The sequence below is a fragment of the Streptomyces sp. NPDC055140 genome (assembly GCF_053607285.1).
The window spans coordinates 1-19672 of sequence record NZ_JBSGTG010000047.1; the positions used below are offsets into that span (position 1 = coordinate 1).

Consider the following 19672-nt stretch of genomic DNA (forward strand, 5'->3'; position numbering starts at 1 on the left):
CCTGCCGGAACTGCGGGGTCGTTGCCCACGCAGATCGGAACGCTTCCCACAACATCGCCACCCGTGGCGAGAGCGTGTGGAATGCGGGGCGTGAGTCACGCGCCCCTGTCACCCCCTAGGGGTGTCTGGACGGAGGAGTCCACCCCAGCAGCCAGCTGAGCACTACCTCCAAACCCGGTCCTTTACGGCCGGGTCAAGTTGACGAGATCTGGTCGAGCAGTTCCTGACGGTGTGCGGTGGCCCAGGCCTCTAGATGGATGGGTTCGCGGCCGAGCAGGTCCTGGACCGTGCTGGTGGTGACGGCGGAGTAGTCCATACGGCCCTCGTAGGTCTGTCGCGCCCAGATCAGCGTGCTGGCCGCGTATGCGGCGTCCATGTTGGCGGGCGCGGTGTTCAGCCCTGCATCGATCATGCGCTGCAGATCGTCCGGGGTCAGGACCAGCGCGGGGATCTCCTGTCCGAGGGCGGCGGAGAGGGCTTCGGCCACCTCGGTGCCGTTGAGGAGATCGGCGGACAGGTAGTAATCCTTGCCCGCGTGCGTCTCGGGGCCTTCGGCCAGGACCTTGGCCACGACCGCCGCGATGTCGTCATTGGCGATCCAGCCGACCTGCTTGTCGCCCATGGGCCACACCATCTGGCCGTCGCGCAGCCGGTTGATGCCCAGCAGGTTCTCCATGAACACGTGCGGATGCACATTCGCCCAGGCCAGCTTGGAGCCGGCGATGTAGCGCTCCACCAGTTCGTGCCAGGCGAAGTGCGGGTCGGTGGAGCGTTTGTCACTGAACACGCCCAGGTGCACCAGGAAACTGACGCCGGCGTCCTCGGCGGCGTCCACCAGGGTCTTGGTCTGGTGGTTCATCGCCGAGGTGTAGCCGGTCATCAGGAATACCCGGTCGATGCCGTCCAGGGCGCCGGGGAAGGTGTCGGGGTCATCGAGATCGATACGGACCGCTTCCTTCCCCTCCTTGATCCACTGCTCGACGGTCGCCTTGCTGCGTGAAGCACGGACAGGAACTGCTTGACCGGGTGTTGTCTCCAGCGTCTTCACGACCGCCGCTCCGGTGCGGCCCGTGGCCCCGAGGACCAGCACCCGGGGGATGTCTGTGTTCGGCATCTGTCTCTCCTTGCTCTCACACGAAAGCAATCACTTTCGTATGACGCGATAGTGGTCGCTGTCGTATGCTCTGTCAAGCCGACGCGAGACCGGAGGAAGAACCGTGCGTACCTGGGCCGAGAACGACCCCAAAGCGCGACTGATGGCGCGCAAGCGCGAGGCGATCATCAACGCCGCTCTCGCGGCCTTCCTTGGAGAGGGGTACGGCGGAAGCTCGGTCAACCGCATCGCCGCTAGCGCAGGCGTGTCCATCACGACCCTGTACCGGCATTTCGACAGCAAGGACGATCTCTTCGTCGCCGTCATCCAGGAGGCCTGCGACACCTCCGAGCAAACCGCGGACCCGGACTGGCTGGACCTGCCACCCGTAGAAGGCCTGACGGAAGCAGGCTGCGAGCTTCTCCAGCACATCCTGTCCGAGCAGCAGTTGGCGCTGTTCAGGGTGGTGGCCCGGGACGCACAGCGCTTCCCCGAGCTCGGCCGCCGCTACCAACAGGAGATCATCGGCGACCGCATAGCGCTGTTCACGCGCCACCTGTCCCACTGGCCGACCGAGCTGCGCGCCAAGATCGACGACCCCACACGGGCCGCGCACGTCTTCTCCGCCCTCCTCCAGGCAGAGATCGTGGACACCGCGCTGCTCGGCGGACCGGTCCCCGACTCTGCCGCCATGCGAATCCGCTCCCAGGAGGCAGCGAACGACCTGCTGGCCCTCGCCGAGGCCAGTCGGCTGTAGGGGCGGCGCAGCCCTATCCCGCCTGCAAATGGCGCGCTGATACACCACCTGCGGGCTCGGTGAATCTGCAGACCGGCAAGCCTTCGCCCCGGGAGGGGCGTTCCGGCGGGGCAGACTTCGGCGGTAGGAGCCGTCGAAACCGTCAGCGATCGCCGAGCAGGACGGGCACCCTGCCACTGCATGTGGCGCGGCCACCCGTTGATGGGACGTCCACCTAGCCGTCCCACCCGTGCCACAGCCTCGCTACACTCCCGCCACCAGGCCGTTGACCAGGGCAAATGGAGTAGTCGCACCGGAGTTCTAGGGTCTGAGGACGATCTTGCCGTGGGTGTGGCGACGTTCGAGCTCGGTGTAGGCCTCGCGGACTTGCGCCAGCGGGTAGACGTTCGCGATCGGCACCTCGAGGTGTCCGTCGGCGATCAGGCCGGCAAGCTCGGCGAGCACCTTGGCGCCCGGCCCGGCCGCGATCCCCCCGTCAGTCTTCACCCCGTACTTCTCGGCGGCCGCGAAATCGGCGATGGTGTCGATCCGATCGGTCGCGACGCCAAGGGCGAGGGCCAGCTCGACGTACCCGTCGCCGAAGGTGTCGATGAAGGCGTCCACGCCGCTGGGCGCGGCGGCCCTGATGCGGTCCGCGACGCCCTCGCCGTACGCGACCGGGATCGCTTCGTGGCTCTTCAGCCACTCGTGGTTGCTCTCGCTCGCCAGGCCGATGACCTTGGCCCCGGTACGGCGCGCGAGCTGGACGGCGAGCGAGCCGACTCCCCCGGCGGCTCCGGAGATGACGACGGTCTCGCCTTCCTTGGGCTGGACGGCATGTACCGCCCCCCATGCGGTTACGCCGACGACGTACAGGCTGCCGGCCACCTCCCATGAGACCTTTTCCGGCTTGCGCGTGAGGTCACCGGCCTCGACCAAGACCAGCTCGGCCTGGGAGGCCCGCTTCTGGGTGAATCCGAGCACCTCGTCGCCGGGCGAAAATCCAGCAACCCCGGCGGCGACCTCCTCGATGACCCCGGCGAGGTCGCTGCCCTGCCCGGACGGGAACGTCGACGGGAACAGGTCCGCCAAGGCCCCCGTGCGGATGACCGCCTCACTGGGGTTGGTGCCGGCCGCTTTCACGCGTACGAGGACCTGCCCGTCCAGGGGCACCGGGCGTTCCACCTCGTCGACCCGCAACACGTCGATCCCGCCGAACTCGTCGTACCTGACCGCCTTGGGCATGGTCTCTCTCCTTCGACTCGCTGCAGATGACAGGGGTGTGGGCTACGCCCGCCGGAGTTCGAGCACGGGAATGATGCGGACTCCGGCAGTCTGGCGTGCGTACTCGGCAAAGCCGGGGTAACGCCGCGCTTGCTCGGCGTAGATGCGGTCGCGTTCGGCGCCGATCAGTTCGCGGACGGTCACCTGGTAAGTCGCGGTGCCGCGTTCGATGGTGCCTTCACCGGCGGCGGTCGGGTTGCGGTACCAATCCGGGTTGGTGGGTGCTCCTCCCTTGGTTGCGAAGACGTAGACGATGTTGGGCGCGGTGTCGTGCGGGAGGTACATCATCGGGCTGACGTGCTCCTGCCCGCTCTTGCGGCTGCGGTGATGGACGAGGATCAGCGGAGCGCCCTCGAAGACCCCGCCGACCCTGCCCTCGTTCGCTCGGAACTCTGCAATGGTCTTCGCGTTCCAGTCGAGCGCTTCGCTCATGTCGAACCCCTGTCGTTCACGATCCGGGTTATGCGCTGGGAGGACGAGCTGTAGGGACAGAGCGGGTTCTGCCTTGCGCTACGCGGTGACGCGAGCGCCGCTGCTCATCGACATCGCTGGCGGCGGGGAAGGCTGACTGCCGCAGGGTTGCTTCGAGGCACTCTCGCAGTTCGGTGCTCACGGAGAATCTCCCTTCGGTCTGCCGGGAGGCGGGCCACTGCGATCCCTTCCACCAGGCAGGTGAGGAGGCATCACCAGATCAGGGTGATGCGCACGGCCGGGGCACCCGCAGGGCCGATCCTCTGCGGACAGGCATGCTTTCTCGGTGCCATGGGACGTCTCGGCTCAGCAGGGGATGGCAGGACTTCTTGTGCGCCGTAAATGGGTGAGCAGAGTCCGGCGGGCGGCTCAGGCGGCGACGGCCGAGGCCATGCGCAGCGGCGCGAGCGCGGTGCTCCAGGCGATGACTTGGTCGAGCATCGTGTTCAGGGAGGGCAGGTTGTGGGCGCCGGGCTTGAAGACGCTGAAGTTCTCGAATTCGGTGATCATCGACAGCGCAACCTGCTGGCGTACGTCGGCCATCTGGAGCTCGGCGGCGACGAGACGCAGGTGCTCGACAGCCCGCACCCCGCCGACCCCGCCGTAGGACACGAAGCCGACGGCCTTGTTGTTCCACTCCGCATAGAGGAAGTCGATGGCGTTCTTGAGCACGCCGGGGATGCCGTGGTTGTACTCGGGTGTCACGATGACGAACCCGTCGAACGACGCGACCTTGGCCGCCCATTGCCTGGTGTGCTCGTGCTGGTACTGGCCGAACATCGGCGACAGAGGCTCGTCGAGGTGCGGCAGGGGGTGGTCGCGGAGGTCGACGAGCTCGAACGTGGCGTCGTCGAGGCGCGAGGCGATGTCGAGCACCCACTTCGCCACCTGCTCGCCATTGCGGTTGGGGCGGGTGCTGCCGAGGATGATGCCGATCTTGAGCATGACGTTTGCCTTCTCATCTGCGGCGCTTCGTCGCGGAAGTGCGTGGTCTGATAGATCGCATGCTGCGCAGATGATCTGTCCAACAACGAGTGGGCGGGCATCATTCCGGTTGAGAGCACCGAGACACCGGCCAAGCCAGTCGCCGACGGTGTCGACTTCGCGAGGGGCTTCGGTCTCTCCCACCTCGTCCTGATGCGCGCGTACCGGACCGTCGTCGCGTCGGCCCTCGATGACGTCCCGCAGGCTCCCGCGGCTACCAGACGCTCGCCGTCGTCGTCCGAGGTGACCAGCAAAATCAGCTCACCTGGCCACGTACCTGGGGATCGACCGAACGGTGATGACCTACCTGATCGACGACCTCGTCACGGCCGGCTCGGTCGAGCGCCAGCTCAACCCTGCCGATCGGCGCCAGCGCAAGATCGTCACCACCGCCCGGGGCGTCAACACCCTCCAGAACCTACAGCGGCAGGTACGCGAAGCCGAAGACCGAGCAGTTGCGCAGCATGACCATATACGGCGCGGACGCGCGAGCACTGATCGTGAAGGCAATTGACGCGCTGGGCTGACCCGCAGAACAAGGGAACGCAGAATGCACCCGACGCAGCAGTCTGCGCGAGCGGAACGCCGTCGACACTGCACAGGCGGCGGCTACCTCAGCGCCGGACCACCGCGCTGCCCGCAGCCTTGTCGGCGATACTGCGCTTGTCTTCGCTCAAAGTGATGGCGGTGGCCTGGGCGATGGTGAGTGGCGTGACGGTGTACGTGACCACGTTGACGGCGTGCCGCAGCACGGCCTTCCCGTAGGACAGCCGTCCAGCGCCGCCGTCGGCGCGTACCACCTCAAGTCCCGTGACCCGCTTGCCTGGTGTGCCGCCCCAGCGCGACACGCACACCGGCGAGTACAGGAGTCCAAAGGCGGTGAGCCACAGCACGGCGGTCAACCGGAAGACAGTCCGCGCCTGCTCCACGGGCTGATCGAGCACGTCGAGCACGGGATCAAGGATCCACAGCAGCGGCCCCACGAGGCACACCACCGCGACAGGAATGTCGATGGCGACGGCGACCATGCGGCGCGTGAGGCTGCCGGGCGTACCAGGGCGAGGCCGTCCGGACGTGGCGGCGCCCCGCACCGGCGGGAGCGGCCCCAAGTCGCCGCCGAATGACGTGGTTCCCAGCATCTGCACCTCGCTGACACCTTGCGGGCGCCGTAAAATTTGTACGGTCCAAGCAGCCTGGTTCTTATACAGGAGAAGATCCACCGCGCGCAACCGCGCGGACGGACCCGACAATTCACTCACCTCAGCTGCGGCGGCCTGCCTTGACGACGGCATCGTTTGCGAGGGGACGCTGGACGATCAGGTGGAAGGCGGCCGTTCACCTTGCCATGAGCGCCAGAGTGCGGCGTAGGCGCCCTCGGCTGCTACGAGATCGTCGTGGGTGCCGAGTTCGGTGAGTAGGCCGTCTTCCATCACGGCCACTCGGTCGGCGTCGTGGGCCGTCTGCAGGCGGTGCGCGATGGCGACGACGGTCCGGCCTTCGAGGACAGCTGCCAGCGCCCGCTCCGTGTGCCGGGCGGTCCTCGGGTCCAGAAGTGCGGTGGCCTCGTCGAGTATCAGCGTGTGCGGGTCGGCCAACACCACGCGCGCCAAGGCCAGTTGCTGTGCCTGGGCGCCATCCGGCCGGTGTCCCGCGTGGCCCAGATCGGTGTCCAGGCCGTCCGGCAGGTCGTCGGTCCAGTCGGCGCCGACGGCAGCGAGTGCCGTGCGCAGTTCTGCGTCGGTGGCGCGTGCGGAGGCGATCTGCAGGTTGTCCCGGACGGTGCCGAGGAACACGTGGTGCTCCTGGGTGACGAGGACGACGTGTTGGCGCAGTTGGTCGGGGTCCAGGTCGGCGACCGGGACCTGCCCTACCATCACTGAGCCGGTGTGCGGTGTGTCCATGCCTGCCAGCAGTCTGCCCAAGGTGGTCTTGCCCGCGCCGGACGGGCCGACGATCACCAGTCGCTCGCCGGGCTGGATCGTCAGGTCGACACCGTGCAGTACGTCGCTCTCTGCGTTGTAGGCGTAGCTCACACCGGCCACTTCGATCCGGACGTCGGTCGGTGTGGGAGAGGCGGCCGGTGGTGCTTGCGGTGCAAGGCCGAGGCCCTCGACCCTGGCGAAGGAGGCGCTGCTGCTTTGCAGCTGCTCGATCCGCTGCAGGATGGTGTCCAAGGGCTGGGAGAGCTGCCGCAGGTACAGGGCCGAGGCGACCACTGCGCCCAGGCTCATCGTGCCGTGGTCGTGCAGCACGCCGCCGATCAGCAGGACGCCGGCTACGGGAATGACGTAGGAGATGTCCACAGCCGGGAAGAGCACACTGCGTAGGAAAAGGGTTCGGGTCCGGGTGCTCCGGCACCTGTCGATTGCCTCCTGGCATGCCGTGATGCGGCGCTGCTGCAGTCCGAGGGCTTCGACTGTACGGGCGCCGGCGGCGGTGGCCACGAGCTGCTCCGCGAGAGCCGAGTTGGCCGCACCCTCATCAAGGTAGGCGAGGAGCGCCCGGCGCAGATACCAGCGGGCGGCGAACCAGATGCCGAGCAGGCCCAGCACTCCGCACGCACCGAGCAGTGGGTCAAGCGCGAAGACCGCACCGAGGATGAACAACGCCTGGACTCCGGCAATGAGGACCTCTGGGCCGGAGTCCCGGAGGGTGGCGCCGACTGCGGCGACATCGGTGGTGCCGCGGGTCATCAGGTCGCCTGTGCCGGCCCGCTCGATCACCGCGGTGGGCAGTGCGAGCGCCCGGTCGGTGAACTGCTCGCGGATACGCGCCAGGGTCCGTTCGCCGAAGCGGTGCCCGATGTAGCCGGCGTAACGGACCAGGAGGAGCTGCGCCAGTGCGCAGACGAGAATGGTGAGCGCGAGGCGGTCCACTGTGGACACCCCGCCGCCGGCCCTGACCTCGTCGATGATGCGGCCGAGCAACCACGGGCCGACGAGTCCGGCAGCTGCGGCCAGCGCGTTGAGGCCGATCATGGCGGCGAAAGAGCGAGCGTCCAGTCGGATCAGCCGGAGCGCGGCCTGGCGTATCCGGAAGGGTTCGGCGATGGGCAGGGCTTGGGCCGTCGGATGGGAGCTGGAAGTCATCGCACGGCCTCCTGGAACGGCGGGACGGTTCCGTCGTCCGGGCATTCATGGTCTTCGTCGTCCACGCCGCGGGACACCAGGAGGCGGTAGCCGGGCTGCCGGTCCAGGAGTTCACGATGGCTGCCGACGGCCGCGACGGCGCCGTCGACCAGGTAGTACACGGTGTCCGCCTGGCCCAGCAGGAGCGGTGACGTACTGGTGACGACTGTGGTGCGGCCGGACCGTGCGGCGCGCAGCCGGGTCGAGATGGCCGCCTCGGTATGTGCATCGACCGCCGAGGTGGGCTCGACCGCGAGGAGCACCTCGGGATCGGCCAACAGGGCCCGGACCAACCGGATGCGCTGCCGCTGACCTCCGGAGAGGTTGCGGCCCTGCTGTTCGACGGGCGAGTCGAGTCCGTGCGGAAGGCTGCGGACGATGTCCTGTGCCATGGCGGAGTGGACGCCGCGGCCGATGGTCTCCTCGTCCCGCTCCCATTTGCCGCAGATCACCTCGCGCAGCGAACCGGCGAACAGATCGGCCTCGTTGTCCGCGACGAGGATCCGCCGACGAATCTGCGTCAGGTCGATCTCGTCGAGACGTATCGCGCCCCAGGTCGCGGCCGAATCGACAAATCGGCCGAGGCGGTCGACCACTGCCGCGGACTCCGACGGCCGGGCGCTGACCAATGCGGTCAATCCCCCCGGCGCCACCTCGACGCCAGATTCAGGATCCCGAAGCGTGGACGGCGACCCGGGCCCGTCCGACGCCGCGTCCCCGTCGACGGAATCAGGCTCCAGGGCCAGGAAACCTATGACTCTGCGGGCAGCGACCAGTCCACGGCTGAGGTCGTATCCGCCCTCGATGAAGAACGAGACCGGCACCACAAGCACCGCGGCGTACCCGTAGACCGCAACCAACTCGCCGACACTGATCGCCCCTTGAGCGGCCATCCGGGCCGCGAGCCAGGTCACGGCCCCAAGGAACAAAGTGGGAAGGCCGACACCAAGAGCCTGGATCCAGCTGGTCACCGCGCCGACGCGGTACCCCTCCGCCTGCAACGTCCGCGAGCCGCGCCGGTAGGCCTCGGCATACACCTCTTTACCGCCAATACCGTTGAGGACGCGCAGGCCCCCGACGATGTCCTCGAAACGGGCGGCGAGCCCGCCCTTCTGCTCCCGGTACGTCGCCTCAACGCCCTGCAGCCGCCCCAGCAGTGGACCGACCAACACCGCGAGCAACGGCACACCGACCAGCACCACCACAGCGAGCAGAGGCGAAACGGTCAGCAGCAGCGCAGCCACAACGACATAGGCGAGGACCGCACCGACACCGGGGCCGGTGATGGTCAGCGTGTCGGCGATAGCGGCGACGTCACCGAACCCGATCGTCACGACTTCCCCGGCCGTGGCCCGGCGCGGCAGCGTCGCACCCAGCCTGGCCGCCTGCATGACCACAACCTGCACAGAACGGAAGGCGGCGTCCAGCCTCACCCTGGTCATCGTGCGATGTCGCATGATGGCCAACCACGCGTTCAACACCCCCACACCCAACAACGCCGCGACCCAGCCCACCAGCGCGGACCAGTGCCCCGGTTCCAGCCCGTCGTCGATGGCCCGTGACAGCAAGTACGGCGGCAGAGTCAGGCAGACCATCCAGGCACTGCCAAGCAGCGCACCAGCGGCGATCCGGCGGCGCTGACGGGTGATCAGCCACGATAGATACCGTATTGCGCTGCGACAGTCCGGGGTCCCCGGATCCACGTCCGAATCTGTCATGCACCACACGCTAGTGATCCCTGGCCGATTCGTCTGGAAGACCGGGTCAACTCCGTGGCCGGCGCATGCTTCCTGCCGTACCTTCTCCCCTCGGTTCTGCACGGTGTCGCGGAACCCACACGCCACCCAGGCCAGACCTGGGCTGACGGTGAAGTCGGCCCGAGACCGGCTGGCGGAAAAGCTCGCCTTTATATCCGTGCCCGTGTGCCCGGAAGACCGGGAGTACGCCCGCCGTGCAAACCGCCCGGAACTGCCGCCCCACGAGCAGGGCGAGAAGACCACGGCCGCGCCGGGTCTCGGGGCCAGGCGGCGGCCGCCGACTCATCGGGTGAAATTGCTTTCCGTACGGTCAGGCACCCTTTGGCCCGTGGCAGACATCACGCAAAGTGACCGACCTCGTGTCGTCCCGCCACGGAAGGAACCCCCCATGTCCCGAAGACGCGCTGTCCGCACCGTCGGCCTCCTTTGCGCCCCCGTGCTCGCCGCCGCCGCTCTCACCGTCACCACCGGCGGTCCCGCCGTCGCAGCGCCCACCTGCTTCGAGGGCGCCGCGACGGTGACCGGCACCACCGGCACCCCTGGCGACGACGTCATCATCGGCACACCCGGAAGCGACGTCATCGACGGCAAGGGCGGCAACGACAGGATCTGCGGCCTGGGAGGCAGCGACCTCATCCACGGCGGGGACGGCGACGACAGCATCTCGGGCGGCGTCGGCGACGACCGGATCATCGGCGACGCGGGCAACGACAGCATGGTCGGCGACGAGCGCGCGTACACCGGTGACGTCACCAGCCCCACAGGGCGGGACTATCTCGACGGCAGGTCCGGGGACGACTTCCTGCTCGGCGACAACGGGGCGACGCAGGGCACTGCCAACGGAGCCTCCCCCGACGTCCTCGTCGGCGGGAACGGCGACGACTGGTTGACCGGTGACAGCGCCGGCGACTATGCCAACGGCGGAGCTCCAGACCGGATCATCGGCGGCAACGGGGAGGACGTCCTCATCGGAGACGCCCAGGCCTACTTCGGGGGGTCAGGTGCCGCGGACGATGTCCTGCTCGAAGGCGCCGGCACGCAGGGCGACGTCACGGGGGACAGCTTCGTGGCGTTCGGCAACGCGACCGGGGCGGGCGGAGACGATCTCATCGACCTGGGACCGGACGGCGCGTTCGGTGCCGTCGGCGACCACACGTCCGGCGGCACCGCGGTCGGTTCCGGCAACGACCGGATCATCGGCGGCAGCGCGGGCGAGATCGTGCTCATCGGCGACAGCACACTCGTCGATCCCACCGGGGCGACCGCGGGCAACGACCAGATCGACGGCCGCGGCGGCGACGACCGGATCTTCGGCGACAACTCGGACTGGAACCAGACGCTCGGCACCGCCGGCGGCCGGGACGGCCTGCGCGGCGGGGCCGGCAACGACTTCCTGCGCGGCGGCCCCGCCGCCGACGCTCTCAACGGCCAGGCCGGCATCGACGACTGCGACGGCGAGGGCGGGACGAACACGGTGGTCAACTGCGAGGCCCAGCAGGCCGCGCGGTCGGCCCGAAGAGCCGTCCCCGGCCGGACGGACCGGCCCTTGTTCGACCGGCTCAGGGGAATGACCAGCCGAACCGGTCTGCTCTGACCGGCCCGGACGGACCGGCCCCCGGCCGGCTCACGGCTGGGGCAGCTAGGTGTACTGCCCTGCGAGGTTGGGGACGCGGCTCACCGCAGGTCACAAGGCTGGCCGGTCCGGCCGGCATTCCGCTCCCCGCGTGGCCTGCTGCCGTCAGACGTGCGGCAGCCGGGCCGTACCGCTGTCATCCCCCGGCTGCACCGCGACCTCACCTGGACCCGGATTCTAGCGCTATGTCAGAAAACTCTGAGATATGCACTAAGTGCAGGGATTCCACTCGCTCAGCAGCCTGATGTCACACCTTGAGGCGTCCTGAAATGACATCTGATCAGTCGATTATTACGTTCGATGCAGGTCGGCTGTCCAGCTGACATCTCTGAGACAGGGAGGAGTGACATGCCCACGCGAACCTTCGCCGTGTCCGCCGCCGTGGTAGGCGCAGCGGTCCTTGCCACCGGCATCACCTATGCCGCGCAATCCGAATCGACCCAGGCCGCCCCGCGGGCCAAACAAGTTGCACTGCCGGCCAAACAAGCCGCACCGCCGGCCAAGCGGGCCGCACCGCCCGTCAAGCAGGCCGCCCCCGAGGCGGCTCCCCTCGGTACCGAAAGCACTGGCGGCAGGGGGAACGAGGGCCGTGACCACGAGGACCGTGACCGTGGCTACCGCGGCAGGGACGAAGGAAGAATCCACTTCAACGAACGGACGTACTCCGCCCGCACAGAGGGCTGCATCCCCGCTGCCAGCGGGCTGGGCTCAACCAGTTTCAGCATCGACAACGACAGCGACGCGGCCGTTGAGGTCTACCGCGGGTTCAACTGCGACAACGGTTCGCCGGTGGCCAGGGTCGGCCCCTACGGCGCCACTTATGGTGTCGTGCCCCGGACCGACCAAGGGAGCCGCCAGGGAGGCGTCTTCGTCGAGGACGGGGTCGTGGGCAGTTTCCTGGTGATCCGCCACCACGACGAGTGGTGAGACCACCATCCCGAGCACGGGGAATCGCCGGCCCGTCGGAATCGGGCCGGCGATGGCGGCCTCGTCCCACTGACGCCGGACCGCCGCTGCGGACCGGCTCCGGACACGGGGAGCGGAGATGTGCTTGTACGGCGCCGCGCCGCTCACTCCGGCCCGGCGGCCGGGCCCCTAGTTCCAGGCCGCAGGCCCTCCCGCTGACGTCGCCGGGCCGGAGTGCCGTGTCTGGGAGGCGACGGGCTTCGTAGCAGCCCGGCATCACGCCGACGCCTGCGACACGAGGTCGTCGGCCCAATCGTGGAGCGCCGGCTTGCCCAGGCTCTGCGGTGCGACCGTGGGAGTCGCCAGGAGAGCCTGGGCCGGCCCAGTAACCGGCCAGCCTCCCCATCGGCCTGTTCCACGCCGGCGTCGCGTCACATGAGGAGCACCAGTACTCAGGTGACCTCGGCCTTGCGCCGGTGAGGACTTCAGTTCCCCGAGGGGATACGCGCAGCGATCTCCCGGGCGAACCACTCGGCTTCCTCGCTCAGTTCGTCGAGACCCTCGCTCGCGATCAGCTGCAGCAGCCGGAGCAGGTCGTGGGCTTCGTCGAGCGTGAGCATCGCCAGACGATGCGCTGTGCTGTCCTGCGCGGGGATCATGCTGGTGGCATCCGAAGTCATGCCTTGGGTAACGACCACCGACAGCAAGAGCATCTGGAAGAGCTGCCCGAGCACCCGCACGGACGCACCCGCATCCCTGCACATGCCGAGCCGTACCTCTCGCGACGACCGTCCAGGGCTTGGCGTCGGGTTCTGCCATAGGTGAGCCGCAACGACTGGTCACCGACCGAAGGCTGACCGCCCCACCGCGTTCTGGGCCCCGACTGCTGCGCGCACCGAGTCAGCCAGCTCGGCAACGGAACGCCCGCCACCCGCGTCGATGCGATCCAGACCCAACGTGTCGACGGCATCGATCATGAGTGTCTGGTAGCGCTCCGTGCGGGCCAGGAACTTGTCCATCAGGCGCCGTTCCGCCTCCGTAGCTGCTTCATAGCGGCCCGCTGCATGAACGCGTGCGCGCACCACGGCGTCGTCCGTGGTGAGCCACACAGCGGCCGTGCGAGGGACCTGCAGCCTCTCGACGTGGACGGGCCAGAGTGCCGAGCCCTCCAGTACCAGGCCCGTCCTGCCATGGCCCTCAGCCGCATAGGTCGTGATCAGCTCTTCGATGCGGGGCCACAGCCGATCGTAGTGGCCGAGAACGGACGTGATCAGTTCGTCGACCGTGAGCGATCCGTAGTGCTCGGCGACGTGCGCCGGCACCTCCCACTCCGGAGTTCTCCAGGGTCGCCCGGGGTGCCGCGCCAGCCCATCAGTGGTCAGGCACTGGAACCCGAGCTTCTCCGCCACCGCATGGGCAACGGTCGACTTTCCGACGTTCGACGTCCCGCCGATCAATACCACCCGCACATCGTGCACACCTATGACCCTACTGATCCCTTCGGGACGATGCCTCAACCACCGGCTGTTCAGTGCCGTCCCTGACCGGCAGCCGCCCACACCGTCGCACCGTAGGGTCAAACGACTGAACTGCTTGCCGCCGAATCTGCCGCGTCTGATTAAGCACTGCGGACCTGGACCGCAAGCACGTGCAGTCCTGGCAGGTTCAGCGGCGCGCCTTTGGTCAGGCGCCGTTGGCTTCCCGCTCGTTCTGAGGCGGTGTTCAGGCCTCGGTGACCGGGGCGGCAGACCGTTCGGGGCTGATCGTTGAACGACAAGCTGGGAGTGCGGGTGGCGGCGGCCGTGACTGGATCCCCTTTTGAACGGGGAGCCTGGGGGCCGTTACTTCCATTCCTCCCCGGAGGCGATCGCCGAGGTCACCAGCCTGCTCGCGCCCGGCGACAGCATGTGCTGAACGCCGACCCCTACAGGGGGTTGCCCCGGAGCCAGGTCAGGACCTGCTCGGCGTGCTCGTTCGGGGGGAAGATCGGATAGAAGACGTGCTCGATCACGCCGTCGCGAATGATCAGAGTCAGCCGCTTGTAGAGCGTCAGCCCGCTGGTCTCGAACGTGGGCAGGCCGAGTTCCTCTGCCAGGCGCCGCGCAGGGTCGGAAAGCATCTGGAACGGCAGGTGGAGCCGCTCGACGACCTCACGCTGGTAGTCGGTCTCCTGGCTTGACAGGCCGAACACTCCGTCCGCGCCAGCGGCGAGAAGGTCCTGGTAGTGATCTCGGAAGCCGCATGCCTCGGGGGTGCAGCCGCGCGCCCCGGGGATCGAGTCCCAGCCGTCGGGCAGGTCGGTGCCCGGGCGTCCGGTGAGCGGGTAGACGTAGATCACCGTGCGGCCTGCGCCGAGCCCGTCGAGGCGGGCGGCCGTGCCGCCGGTGCCCTGGAGTTCCAGGTGCGGCACCTTCGTGCCGGGCAAATGAGTAGCCGCGCCGTCGTCCTCGGGGACGGGCAGGTCGGCGGGCACGCTCGTGTAGTCAGTCATCAGGTCCTCTCCTTCGTTGGCCGGTGAGACGCAGCTGCCGCGGTGAGCGGCCTGGTGCAGGTGCGCGACCAGTGCCGCCCGGCGCGCGGTGAGTCCCTCGATCCGCTCGGTGAGTTCGTCGATCGCGTCCCGGTAACCGGCAAGCGAGGCCGGACAGTCGTCGGCGTGTCGGTGGCCGGCCGTGAGGCACTCCAGGAACGGGCGGGTGCGTTCAACAGGAATCCCGAGACTGCCGAGCGCCCGGATCTCCTGCGTGAGTCGTACGTCGTGCTCGTCGTAGTCCCGGTAGCCGTTGGCCAGCCGCCCGGGCGTGAGCAAGCCCAGCGATTCGTAGTAGCGCACCGCTTTCGTTGTCACGCCCGCCCGGCGGGCCAGCTCACTGATCTGCATGCCTCTCACCTCGAAGAACGCTAAACCTTGCCCTTGAGGGTAAGGTCAAGTCGGGGCAACGATGTTCCACTGGGCGGACCAGGGGTCTGTCGACAGGCGCGGGCCCGCGTCCGCTTCCAGGGCATCGGCCACGTCAAGGTCAACCAGCACCGCGCGGTCATCGGCGAGGTCAAAACCGCGTCGGTCAAGCGCGAGTGCCGTAAGTGGTTCGTCGTGCTCAGCGCCGGGCAGGACCAGCCCGAACCGCTGCCCGCGACCGGATCCGTGGCCGGCATCGACCCGGGCATCGCGAACTTCCTCGCCGACTCGAACGGCGAGTTCGTGCCCAACCCGCGCCACGGCCCCCGTGCAGCCGACAAGCTCGGGGCAGCGCAGCAGGCCCTGTCCCGGTTCCCGCGTGGCAAGGCGAAGGACCGCACCGCCAACCACCAGCGTGCGGTGGAGAAGGTTGCCCAGCTCCACGGCAAGGTGCGTCGCCCATGGCTCGACCACGCACATAAGGCGTCGATCCTCTGGGGTCGAGGCTGTTGCTGTGGAATCAGTCTCACGTTGATGCAGCTGCGCGACGTGGCAGCTGAGTCCATGCATCACGACACCTGTGGTGCTAGTGCTCGATCCGGTGGTTCGCTGTCTGTGCCGTCTCGGCGGTGACGGCCCAGCGTTCGTGGTCCCGCCACTCATCGTTGATGAGCTGGAAGGCGGCCGAGTAGCCCTCGAGCTGGAAGCCCAGGCGTTTGACGAGGCTCAGTGACGAGGCGTTGTCCGGCTGGATGTTCGCCTCCAGCCGGTGCAGGTCCAGCTGACCGAAGGCGAACTGGAGCACGAGCCCCAGGCCTTCGGTCATGTAGCCGCGGCCGGTCGTGGAGGCATAGGACGTATAGCCCAGAGTCCCGCTTTGGAGGGTGCCCCGGACGATGTTGTTGATGTTGACTCCGCCCACGATCGCGCCGGTGTCAGGCAGACAGATCACGAAGCCCTCATGGGTCGGCTGCGCAAACCGCTCGAGCGAGCTCTCGAACATCTCCAACGTGATCTCACGAGCGCCCACCCAGCGTCGGAGCATCTCGGCGCTCTCCTGGTGCAGCGCGCTGAGCTGCGCGTAGTCCTGACGGTCGACGCGCCGTATGGCCACTCGTGGCCCTTGCAGGAGATGACTGGTGGTTGCCATTCCGGGATCCTATGCAGCGCGCTTCTGGACGCATCCGGTGGCTGGTGGACAGCTTTGCCGGGGCCACCGTGGCTGTGACCTGGAAGCAGATCCGAGTGCCCGGTCGCGATCAAAGCCGGTGGTTGAGGGCCCGGGTCAGCTCTCGGTTGGCCGCTCGCGCCGCCTCCGGTTCCTCTGTCCGCTCGTCGAGTTCGCCTTGCTCGGCGGCGACCTCCTGTTCAAGGAGGCTGATGCGGCGGTGGAGTTGGTCGATGTCGATGGGTGCCCCGAGGCCGTATTCGGCCCAGACGGCATCGCCGAGCTGGTGGAGGAGAGGCGGTTCCCCAGCTGACGGACCCGTGCGGTGAGGCGCTTGTTGCGTTCCCGCGCGTTCGTAAGGTCGGCTGCAGAGAAGCCTGCTGACCGCGGCAACCCGCCCCTCCTCACCGGGTATGTTGGTGGCGGCGTGGATGCGGTCGAGCAGGTCGCGGTGGCGAGAACCGCCTGGAGTCCATCAGCAGATGCGAGTCGCCGCGTCTCAGGCCCTCGACCTGCCCCGGATGCAGGCCGACGCGTGAGAGGAGCAACAGCGTCAGCCGCTCCCCCGTGCGGAGCGGCAGGCCAGGAACATCGCCACGACCTCCTCGTCGCCGGAGTGGTCGACGTCCGTCCCCGGTTCCTGGACCCGGTGGCGAGCACGCAGCCGCAACCACATGCAACCGCTCTCACGCTGGGCCGCATCGGGCAGATCCGGGGTGTCACCGATCTCGTAGATCTGCTCCAGCACCCAGGTCGGCACCATCTTGTTCGTCACGGCGTAGAGCAGGAACATCCGCACCGGGTGAGGACCTTGTTTACCCGGCTCTCGGCCCGGACGGGCTTCGCCCGCGGCCCCGGAACGACGACCGGCGCGTTGTCGCCGCGGCCCGGCGTCCACTGCAGCCAAAGCATGAACGGCCCCGGCGCCGCCTGCCACACGTCGGGCGGCGTCCCGGCGGGCTTCTTTCGGAGTGGCTCGGCCGGAAACGGTCCCGTGGAACCAGCACGCCCACACGAAGCAACGCAGGCAAGGGCCCCTCCCTACGCCCAACCGCCTGTGGACAACAATGGATTGACGGAACGACACCGGAAGAGCAAAGATCGACAGGTCCTGATTTGACAACGTTGTCTACCGAGAGGATCGCGATGCGAGCGCTGAGAAGCGTGTTCACCGCCTTGTTGATCGTCACCACCATGGCCGCGGCTTCCGCCACCTCCGGCGTCGCGAACGCCAAGGAGCAGGGACCGAAGTTCGCTGATGACCCCACCACGCTGGTCGACACGTCGATAGGCAACAACGGTGACGGGACCACCTTCCCGGGCGCGGCCGCTCCCTTCGGCATGGTGCAGTTGAGCCCCGACACACAGCTGAACAAGTACGCGTCCTACGACTACGCGCAGGACACCATCCTCGGCTTCAGCCACACACACCTCTCGGGTGTCGGCTGTCAGACGATGGGCAACATACGGTTCATGCCGACCGCCGGTGCGGTGACGTCGTCCGATCCGGCTCAGTACGGGGCGAAGTTCAGCCACGACAACGAGACGCGCGCGCCGGGCTACTACGGCGTGAAGTTCGACAACGGCATCAAGGCCGAGCTGTCGGCCACAGAGCGAACCGGGCAGCACCGCTACACGTACCCCGGCGGATCGGGTGAGGAGAACGTCCTCATCGAGGCCGGTGAGAGCAACGGCAGCACCTACGCCGGAGATATCAAGGTGGTCGGCGACGACACCGTGGAGGGGTGGGTTCAGGGCGGGAACTTCTGCGGGGAGACCGGCAAGGAGCGCTACCGGGTCTACTTCAGCGCCAAGTTCGACCGGACGTTCTCGAAGTTCGGGACCTGGACCGACGGCACTCTTACCCCGAACCAGCGCGAGGCGTCGCGTGGCAGCAAGCGCGCGGGCGCCTGGCTGTCGTTCGACCCGGCCAAGGGCGACCAGGTCGGTTCTTCGGTGGGGCTGTCCTACACCTCCATCGACGGCGCCCGCCTCAACCGTGAGGCCGAGCAGCCCAAGTCGTTCGACAAGGCCCGCTCCGGCGCGCACGACGCCTGGCAGGACGAGCTGAACCGCATGCGCGTGGCCGGTGGCAGCAGCGCCGATCAGCGCACGTACTACAGCGCGCTGTACCACTCGCTGCTGCACCCGTCGATCGGTTCCGATGTCGACAACCGCTACCGCGGCTTCGACGACAAGGTGCACCGCGGGGATTCCGCGTACTACCAGATGTTCTCGCTCTGGGACACCTACCGTTCGCAGAACCAGCTGGTGGCGCTGTTGAACCCGGACAAGGCCGCGGACATGGCCAAGTCGGTCCTGCACATCTACCAGGACGGTGGCTGGCTGCCGCGCTGGGGGCTCGGCAGCGGCGAGACCAACGTGATGAGTGGCGATCCCATCACCCCGTGGGTCGTCGACATCTACAACCGCGGTCTGCTCGACGAGCGCACCTCGCGCCAGCTCTTCGACGCGCTCTGGAAGAACGTCAATGACGTGCCCGCGGACCAGTCGATCTTCCGCGGCCGTGACGGCAACCCGACCTATGTCAAGAACGGCTGGGTCGGCTACCAGAACCTGCCCGGTTACAAGTACGGCGACAGCCGCCAGGCCGGCTCGGCCACGCTCGAGTACGCGCTCGGCGACTGCGCGCTGTCCACGATGGCCGACGGCCTCGGCTACCGCGACAAGGCCACGACGCTCGCCTCGCGCTGCGACAACTTCACCAAGCTGTGGGACCCGAGCGTCACGTCACAGGGCTTCTCCGGTTTCCCCGTGACGAAGAACGCGGACGGCACCGTCGCGGGCAACCCCGACCCCACCCAGTCCGGCGCCTTCCATGAGGGCACCGCATGGCAGTACCAGTGGCTCGCCCAGCAGGACCCGCAGACCCTCTACAACCTCATGGGCGGTCAGGCGGCTGCCGAGCAGCGGCTCGACAAGTTCTTCGACATACCGACCGTGCTCACGGACCCGGCGAAGGCCGCCACGGATTCCTGGGTGACGGGCGCGTACGACTACCACAACAACTTCGCCTTCAACCCCAACAACGAGCCGGACTTCCACGCACCGTGGATGTATACGTGGACCGGCGCACCGTGGAAGACCTCCGCGGTGCTGCGCGCGATGCGGACGCTGTTCACCGACGACGTGTACGGCATGCCCGGCAACGACGACCTCGGCGCCACCTCGTCACTGCTCGTCTTCGCGATGGCCGGCATCTTCGAGGCCCAGCCCGGCTCGGCCGACTACGTTGTCACAGCGCCGATGTTCGAGAAGGTCGAGATCCGGCCCGAACACGGGCGCAAGATCAGCATCGAGGCTCCGGGCGCCGACGCCTCGAAGCTGCAGTACGTGTCCTCCGTGCACACGAACAAGGGCGAGGTGCGCCAGAGCTGGCTGTCCCACAAGGACCTGCTCCGCTCCGGCGCCATCAAGATCAAGCTCTCGGCCGAGCCGACGAGTTGGGGCGTCGACGCCGCCCCGCCCGCCATGGCCCGGGACTGACACTGTGGGGTGGGGGCCCCCCCCGGGGGGCGCCCCCCGGTATCGGGCCCGCCGGGGGGCCCCGGGCAGGGGCTTAACCCCGGGTTCGAGATAACCGGGGCCGGCG

The 19672-nt window shown here is 68.0% G+C and carries 18 protein-coding genes and 1 pseudogene; 7 read left to right on the forward strand and 12 right to left on the reverse strand.

The window, feature by feature from the left end:
- Positions 1-193: 193 nt before the first annotated feature.
- Positions 194-1114 (reverse strand): NmrA family NAD(P)-binding protein, encoded by a 921-nt coding sequence (locus ACWFR4_RS43935; RefSeq protein ID WP_453657100.1) that lies wholly within the window; start codon positions 1112-1114, stop codon positions 194-196.
- Between the two features lie 103 nt (positions 1115-1217).
- Here ACWFR4_RS43935 and ACWFR4_RS43940 point away from each other — a divergent pair, with 103 nt between their 5' ends.
- The gene (locus ACWFR4_RS43940; protein ID WP_453469163.1) at positions 1218-1850 is read left to right on the forward strand and encodes a TetR/AcrR family transcriptional regulator; all 633 of its coding nucleotides are present in this window, start codon (positions 1218-1220) and stop codon (positions 1848-1850) included.
- Positions 1851-2150: 300 nt separating this feature from the next.
- Here ACWFR4_RS43940 and ACWFR4_RS43945 read toward each other — a convergent pair whose 3' ends face one another.
- From ACWFR4_RS43945 to ACWFR4_RS43955, 3 genes are all read right to left on the reverse strand, one after another.
- Positions 2151-3074 (reverse strand): NADP-dependent oxidoreductase, encoded by a 924-nt coding sequence (locus ACWFR4_RS43945; RefSeq protein ID WP_453657102.1) that lies wholly within the window; start codon positions 3072-3074, stop codon positions 2151-2153.
- 42 nt (positions 3075-3116) lie between these two features.
- The gene (locus tag ACWFR4_RS43950) at positions 3117-3545 is read right to left on the reverse strand and encodes a nitroreductase family deazaflavin-dependent oxidoreductase (protein ID WP_453657104.1); all 429 of its coding nucleotides are present in this window, start codon (positions 3543-3545) and stop codon (positions 3117-3119) included.
- A gap of 408 nt (positions 3546-3953) precedes the next feature.
- Positions 3954-4529 carry an NADPH-dependent FMN reductase gene (locus ACWFR4_RS43955; protein WP_453468275.1) on the reverse strand — a complete coding sequence of 192 codons (576 nt, stop codon included), beginning with the start codon at positions 4527-4529 and terminating at the stop codon, positions 3954-3956.
- A gap of 301 nt (positions 4530-4830) precedes the next feature.
- Here ACWFR4_RS43955 and ACWFR4_RS43960 point away from each other — a divergent pair.
- Positions 4831-5082, forward strand: a pseudogene (locus tag ACWFR4_RS43960) (MarR family transcriptional regulator); the annotation flags it as partial.
- Between the two features lie 100 nt (positions 5083-5182).
- Here ACWFR4_RS43960 and ACWFR4_RS43965 read toward each other — a convergent pair.
- From ACWFR4_RS43965 to ACWFR4_RS43975, 3 genes are read right to left on the reverse strand one after another with little or no spacing between them, the layout of a single operon-like run.
- Complete coding sequence (locus ACWFR4_RS43965) at positions 5183-5860, reverse strand: RDD family protein (RefSeq protein ID WP_453468276.1); 678 nt, start codon at positions 5858-5860, stop codon at positions 5183-5185.
- Positions 5861-5884: 24 nt separating this feature from the next.
- Positions 5885-7657 (reverse strand): ABC transporter ATP-binding protein, encoded by a 1773-nt coding sequence (locus ACWFR4_RS43970; protein WP_453657106.1) that lies wholly within the window; start codon positions 7655-7657, stop codon positions 5885-5887.
- Positions 7654-9414: an ABC transporter transmembrane domain-containing protein gene (locus ACWFR4_RS43975; protein WP_453657108.1), complete on the reverse strand. Its 1761-nt coding sequence runs from the start codon at positions 9412-9414 to the stop codon at positions 7654-7656. The genes ACWFR4_RS43970 and ACWFR4_RS43975 overlap by 4 nt, the downstream gene beginning before the upstream one ends.
- A gap of 427 nt (positions 9415-9841) precedes the next feature.
- Here ACWFR4_RS43975 and ACWFR4_RS43980 point away from each other — a divergent pair, with 427 nt between their 5' ends.
- Both ACWFR4_RS43980 and ACWFR4_RS43985 read left to right on the forward strand, forming a co-directional pair.
- Positions 9842-11047 (forward strand): calcium-binding protein, encoded by a 1206-nt coding sequence (locus tag ACWFR4_RS43980; protein WP_453657110.1) that lies wholly within the window; start codon positions 9842-9844, stop codon positions 11045-11047.
- A 387-nt stretch (positions 11048-11434) separates the two neighbouring features.
- Positions 11435-12013, forward strand: a complete 579-nt coding sequence (locus tag ACWFR4_RS43985) for a hypothetical protein (protein ID WP_453468280.1) — start codon at positions 11435-11437, stop codon at positions 12011-12013.
- 464 nt (positions 12014-12477) lie between these two features.
- On the opposite strand, the gene ACWFR4_RS43990 is transcribed toward ACWFR4_RS43985, so the two are convergent.
- The 3 genes from ACWFR4_RS43990 to ACWFR4_RS44000 all read right to left on the reverse strand — a co-directional run bounded on the left by ACWFR4_RS43990 (position 12478) and on the right by ACWFR4_RS44000 (position 14873).
- Positions 12478-12732, reverse strand: coding sequence for a DUF6417 family protein (locus ACWFR4_RS43990; protein WP_453455212.1), 255 nt, complete (start codon positions 12730-12732; stop codon positions 12478-12480).
- 99 nt (positions 12733-12831) lie between these two features.
- Entirely contained in the window at positions 12832-13455 is a 624-nt protein-coding gene (locus tag ACWFR4_RS43995; RefSeq protein ID WP_453657138.1) for a hypothetical protein, read from the reverse strand.
- A gap of 461 nt (positions 13456-13916) precedes the next feature.
- Positions 13917-14873, reverse strand: coding sequence for a redoxin family protein (locus ACWFR4_RS44000; RefSeq protein ID WP_453455210.1), 957 nt, complete (start codon positions 14871-14873; stop codon positions 13917-13919).
- 264 nt (positions 14874-15137) lie between these two features.
- Between ACWFR4_RS44000 and ACWFR4_RS44005 the strand changes: the two genes are divergently transcribed.
- Positions 15138-15524 carry a transposase gene (locus ACWFR4_RS44005; protein WP_453657140.1) on the forward strand — a complete coding sequence of 129 codons (387 nt, stop codon included), beginning with the start codon at positions 15138-15140 and terminating at the stop codon, positions 15522-15524.
- Here ACWFR4_RS44005 and ACWFR4_RS44010 read toward each other — a convergent pair.
- Positions 15478-16041, reverse strand: coding sequence for a GNAT family N-acetyltransferase (locus ACWFR4_RS44010; RefSeq protein ID WP_453657112.1), 564 nt, complete (start codon positions 16039-16041; stop codon positions 15478-15480). The two genes, ACWFR4_RS44005 and ACWFR4_RS44010, sit on opposite strands and share 47 nt — an antisense overlap.
- On the opposite strand from ACWFR4_RS44010, the gene ACWFR4_RS44015 reads away from it, so the two are divergent.
- The gene (locus ACWFR4_RS44015; RefSeq protein WP_453657114.1) at positions 16031-16372 is read left to right on the forward strand and encodes a hypothetical protein; all 342 of its coding nucleotides are present in this window, start codon (positions 16031-16033) and stop codon (positions 16370-16372) included. The genes ACWFR4_RS44010 and ACWFR4_RS44015 overlap by 11 nt on opposite strands.
- 240 nt (positions 16373-16612) lie before the next feature.
- Here the strand turns inward: ACWFR4_RS44015 and ACWFR4_RS44020 are convergent, their stop codons facing one another.
- Complete coding sequence (locus ACWFR4_RS44020) at positions 16613-16858, reverse strand: hypothetical protein (protein ID WP_453657116.1); 246 nt, start codon at positions 16856-16858, stop codon at positions 16613-16615.
- 347 nt (positions 16859-17205) lie between these two features.
- Between ACWFR4_RS44020 and ACWFR4_RS44025 the strand changes: the two genes are divergently transcribed.
- The gene (locus ACWFR4_RS44025; protein ID WP_453657118.1) at positions 17206-19566 is read left to right on the forward strand and encodes a GH92 family glycosyl hydrolase; all 2361 of its coding nucleotides are present in this window, start codon (positions 17206-17208) and stop codon (positions 19564-19566) included.
- The last annotated feature ends 106 nt before the right edge of the window (positions 19567-19672 follow it).

Bases quoted from the DNA above. Each gene is read 5' to 3' on its own strand.
- ACWFR4_RS43935 (WP_453657100.1), bottom strand. From the start codon at position 1,114: ATGCCGAACACAGACATCCCCCGGGTGCTGGTCCTCGGGGCCACGGGC.
- ACWFR4_RS43945 (WP_453657102.1), bottom strand. From the start codon at position 3,074: ATGCCCAAGGCGGTCAGGTACGACGAGTTCGGCGGGATCGACGTGTTG.
- ACWFR4_RS43950 (WP_453657104.1), bottom strand. From the start codon at position 3,545: ATGAGCGAAGCGCTCGACTGGAACGCGAAGACCATTGCAGAGTTCCGA.
- ACWFR4_RS43955 (WP_453468275.1), bottom strand. From the start codon at position 4,529: ATGCTCAAGATCGGCATCATCCTCGGCAGCACCCGCCCCAACCGCAAT.
- ACWFR4_RS43965 (WP_453468276.1), bottom strand. From the start codon at position 5,860: ATGCCGTCGTCAAGGCAGGCCGCCGCAGCTGAGGTGAGTGAATTGTCG.
- ACWFR4_RS43970 (WP_453657106.1), bottom strand. From the start codon at position 7,657: ATGACTTCCAGCTCCCATCCGACGGCCCAAGCCCTGCCCATCGCCGAA.
- ACWFR4_RS43975 (WP_453657108.1), bottom strand. From the start codon at position 9,414: ATGACAGATTCGGACGTGGATCCGGGGACCCCGGACTGTCGCAGCGCA.
- ACWFR4_RS43980 (WP_453657110.1), top strand. From the start codon at position 9,842: ATGTCCCGAAGACGCGCTGTCCGCACCGTCGGCCTCCTTTGCGCCCCC.
- ACWFR4_RS43985 (WP_453468280.1), top strand. From the start codon at position 11,435: ATGCCCACGCGAACCTTCGCCGTGTCCGCCGCCGTGGTAGGCGCAGCG.
- ACWFR4_RS44000 (WP_453455210.1), bottom strand. From the start codon at position 14,873: ATGCAGATCAGTGAGCTGGCCCGCCGGGCGGGCGTGACAACGAAAGCG.
- ACWFR4_RS44010 (WP_453657112.1), bottom strand. From the start codon at position 16,041: ATGGCAACCACCAGTCATCTCCTGCAAGGGCCACGAGTGGCCATACGG.
- ACWFR4_RS44025 (WP_453657118.1), top strand. From the start codon at position 17,206: ATGCGAGCGCTGAGAAGCGTGTTCACCGCCTTGTTGATCGTCACCACC.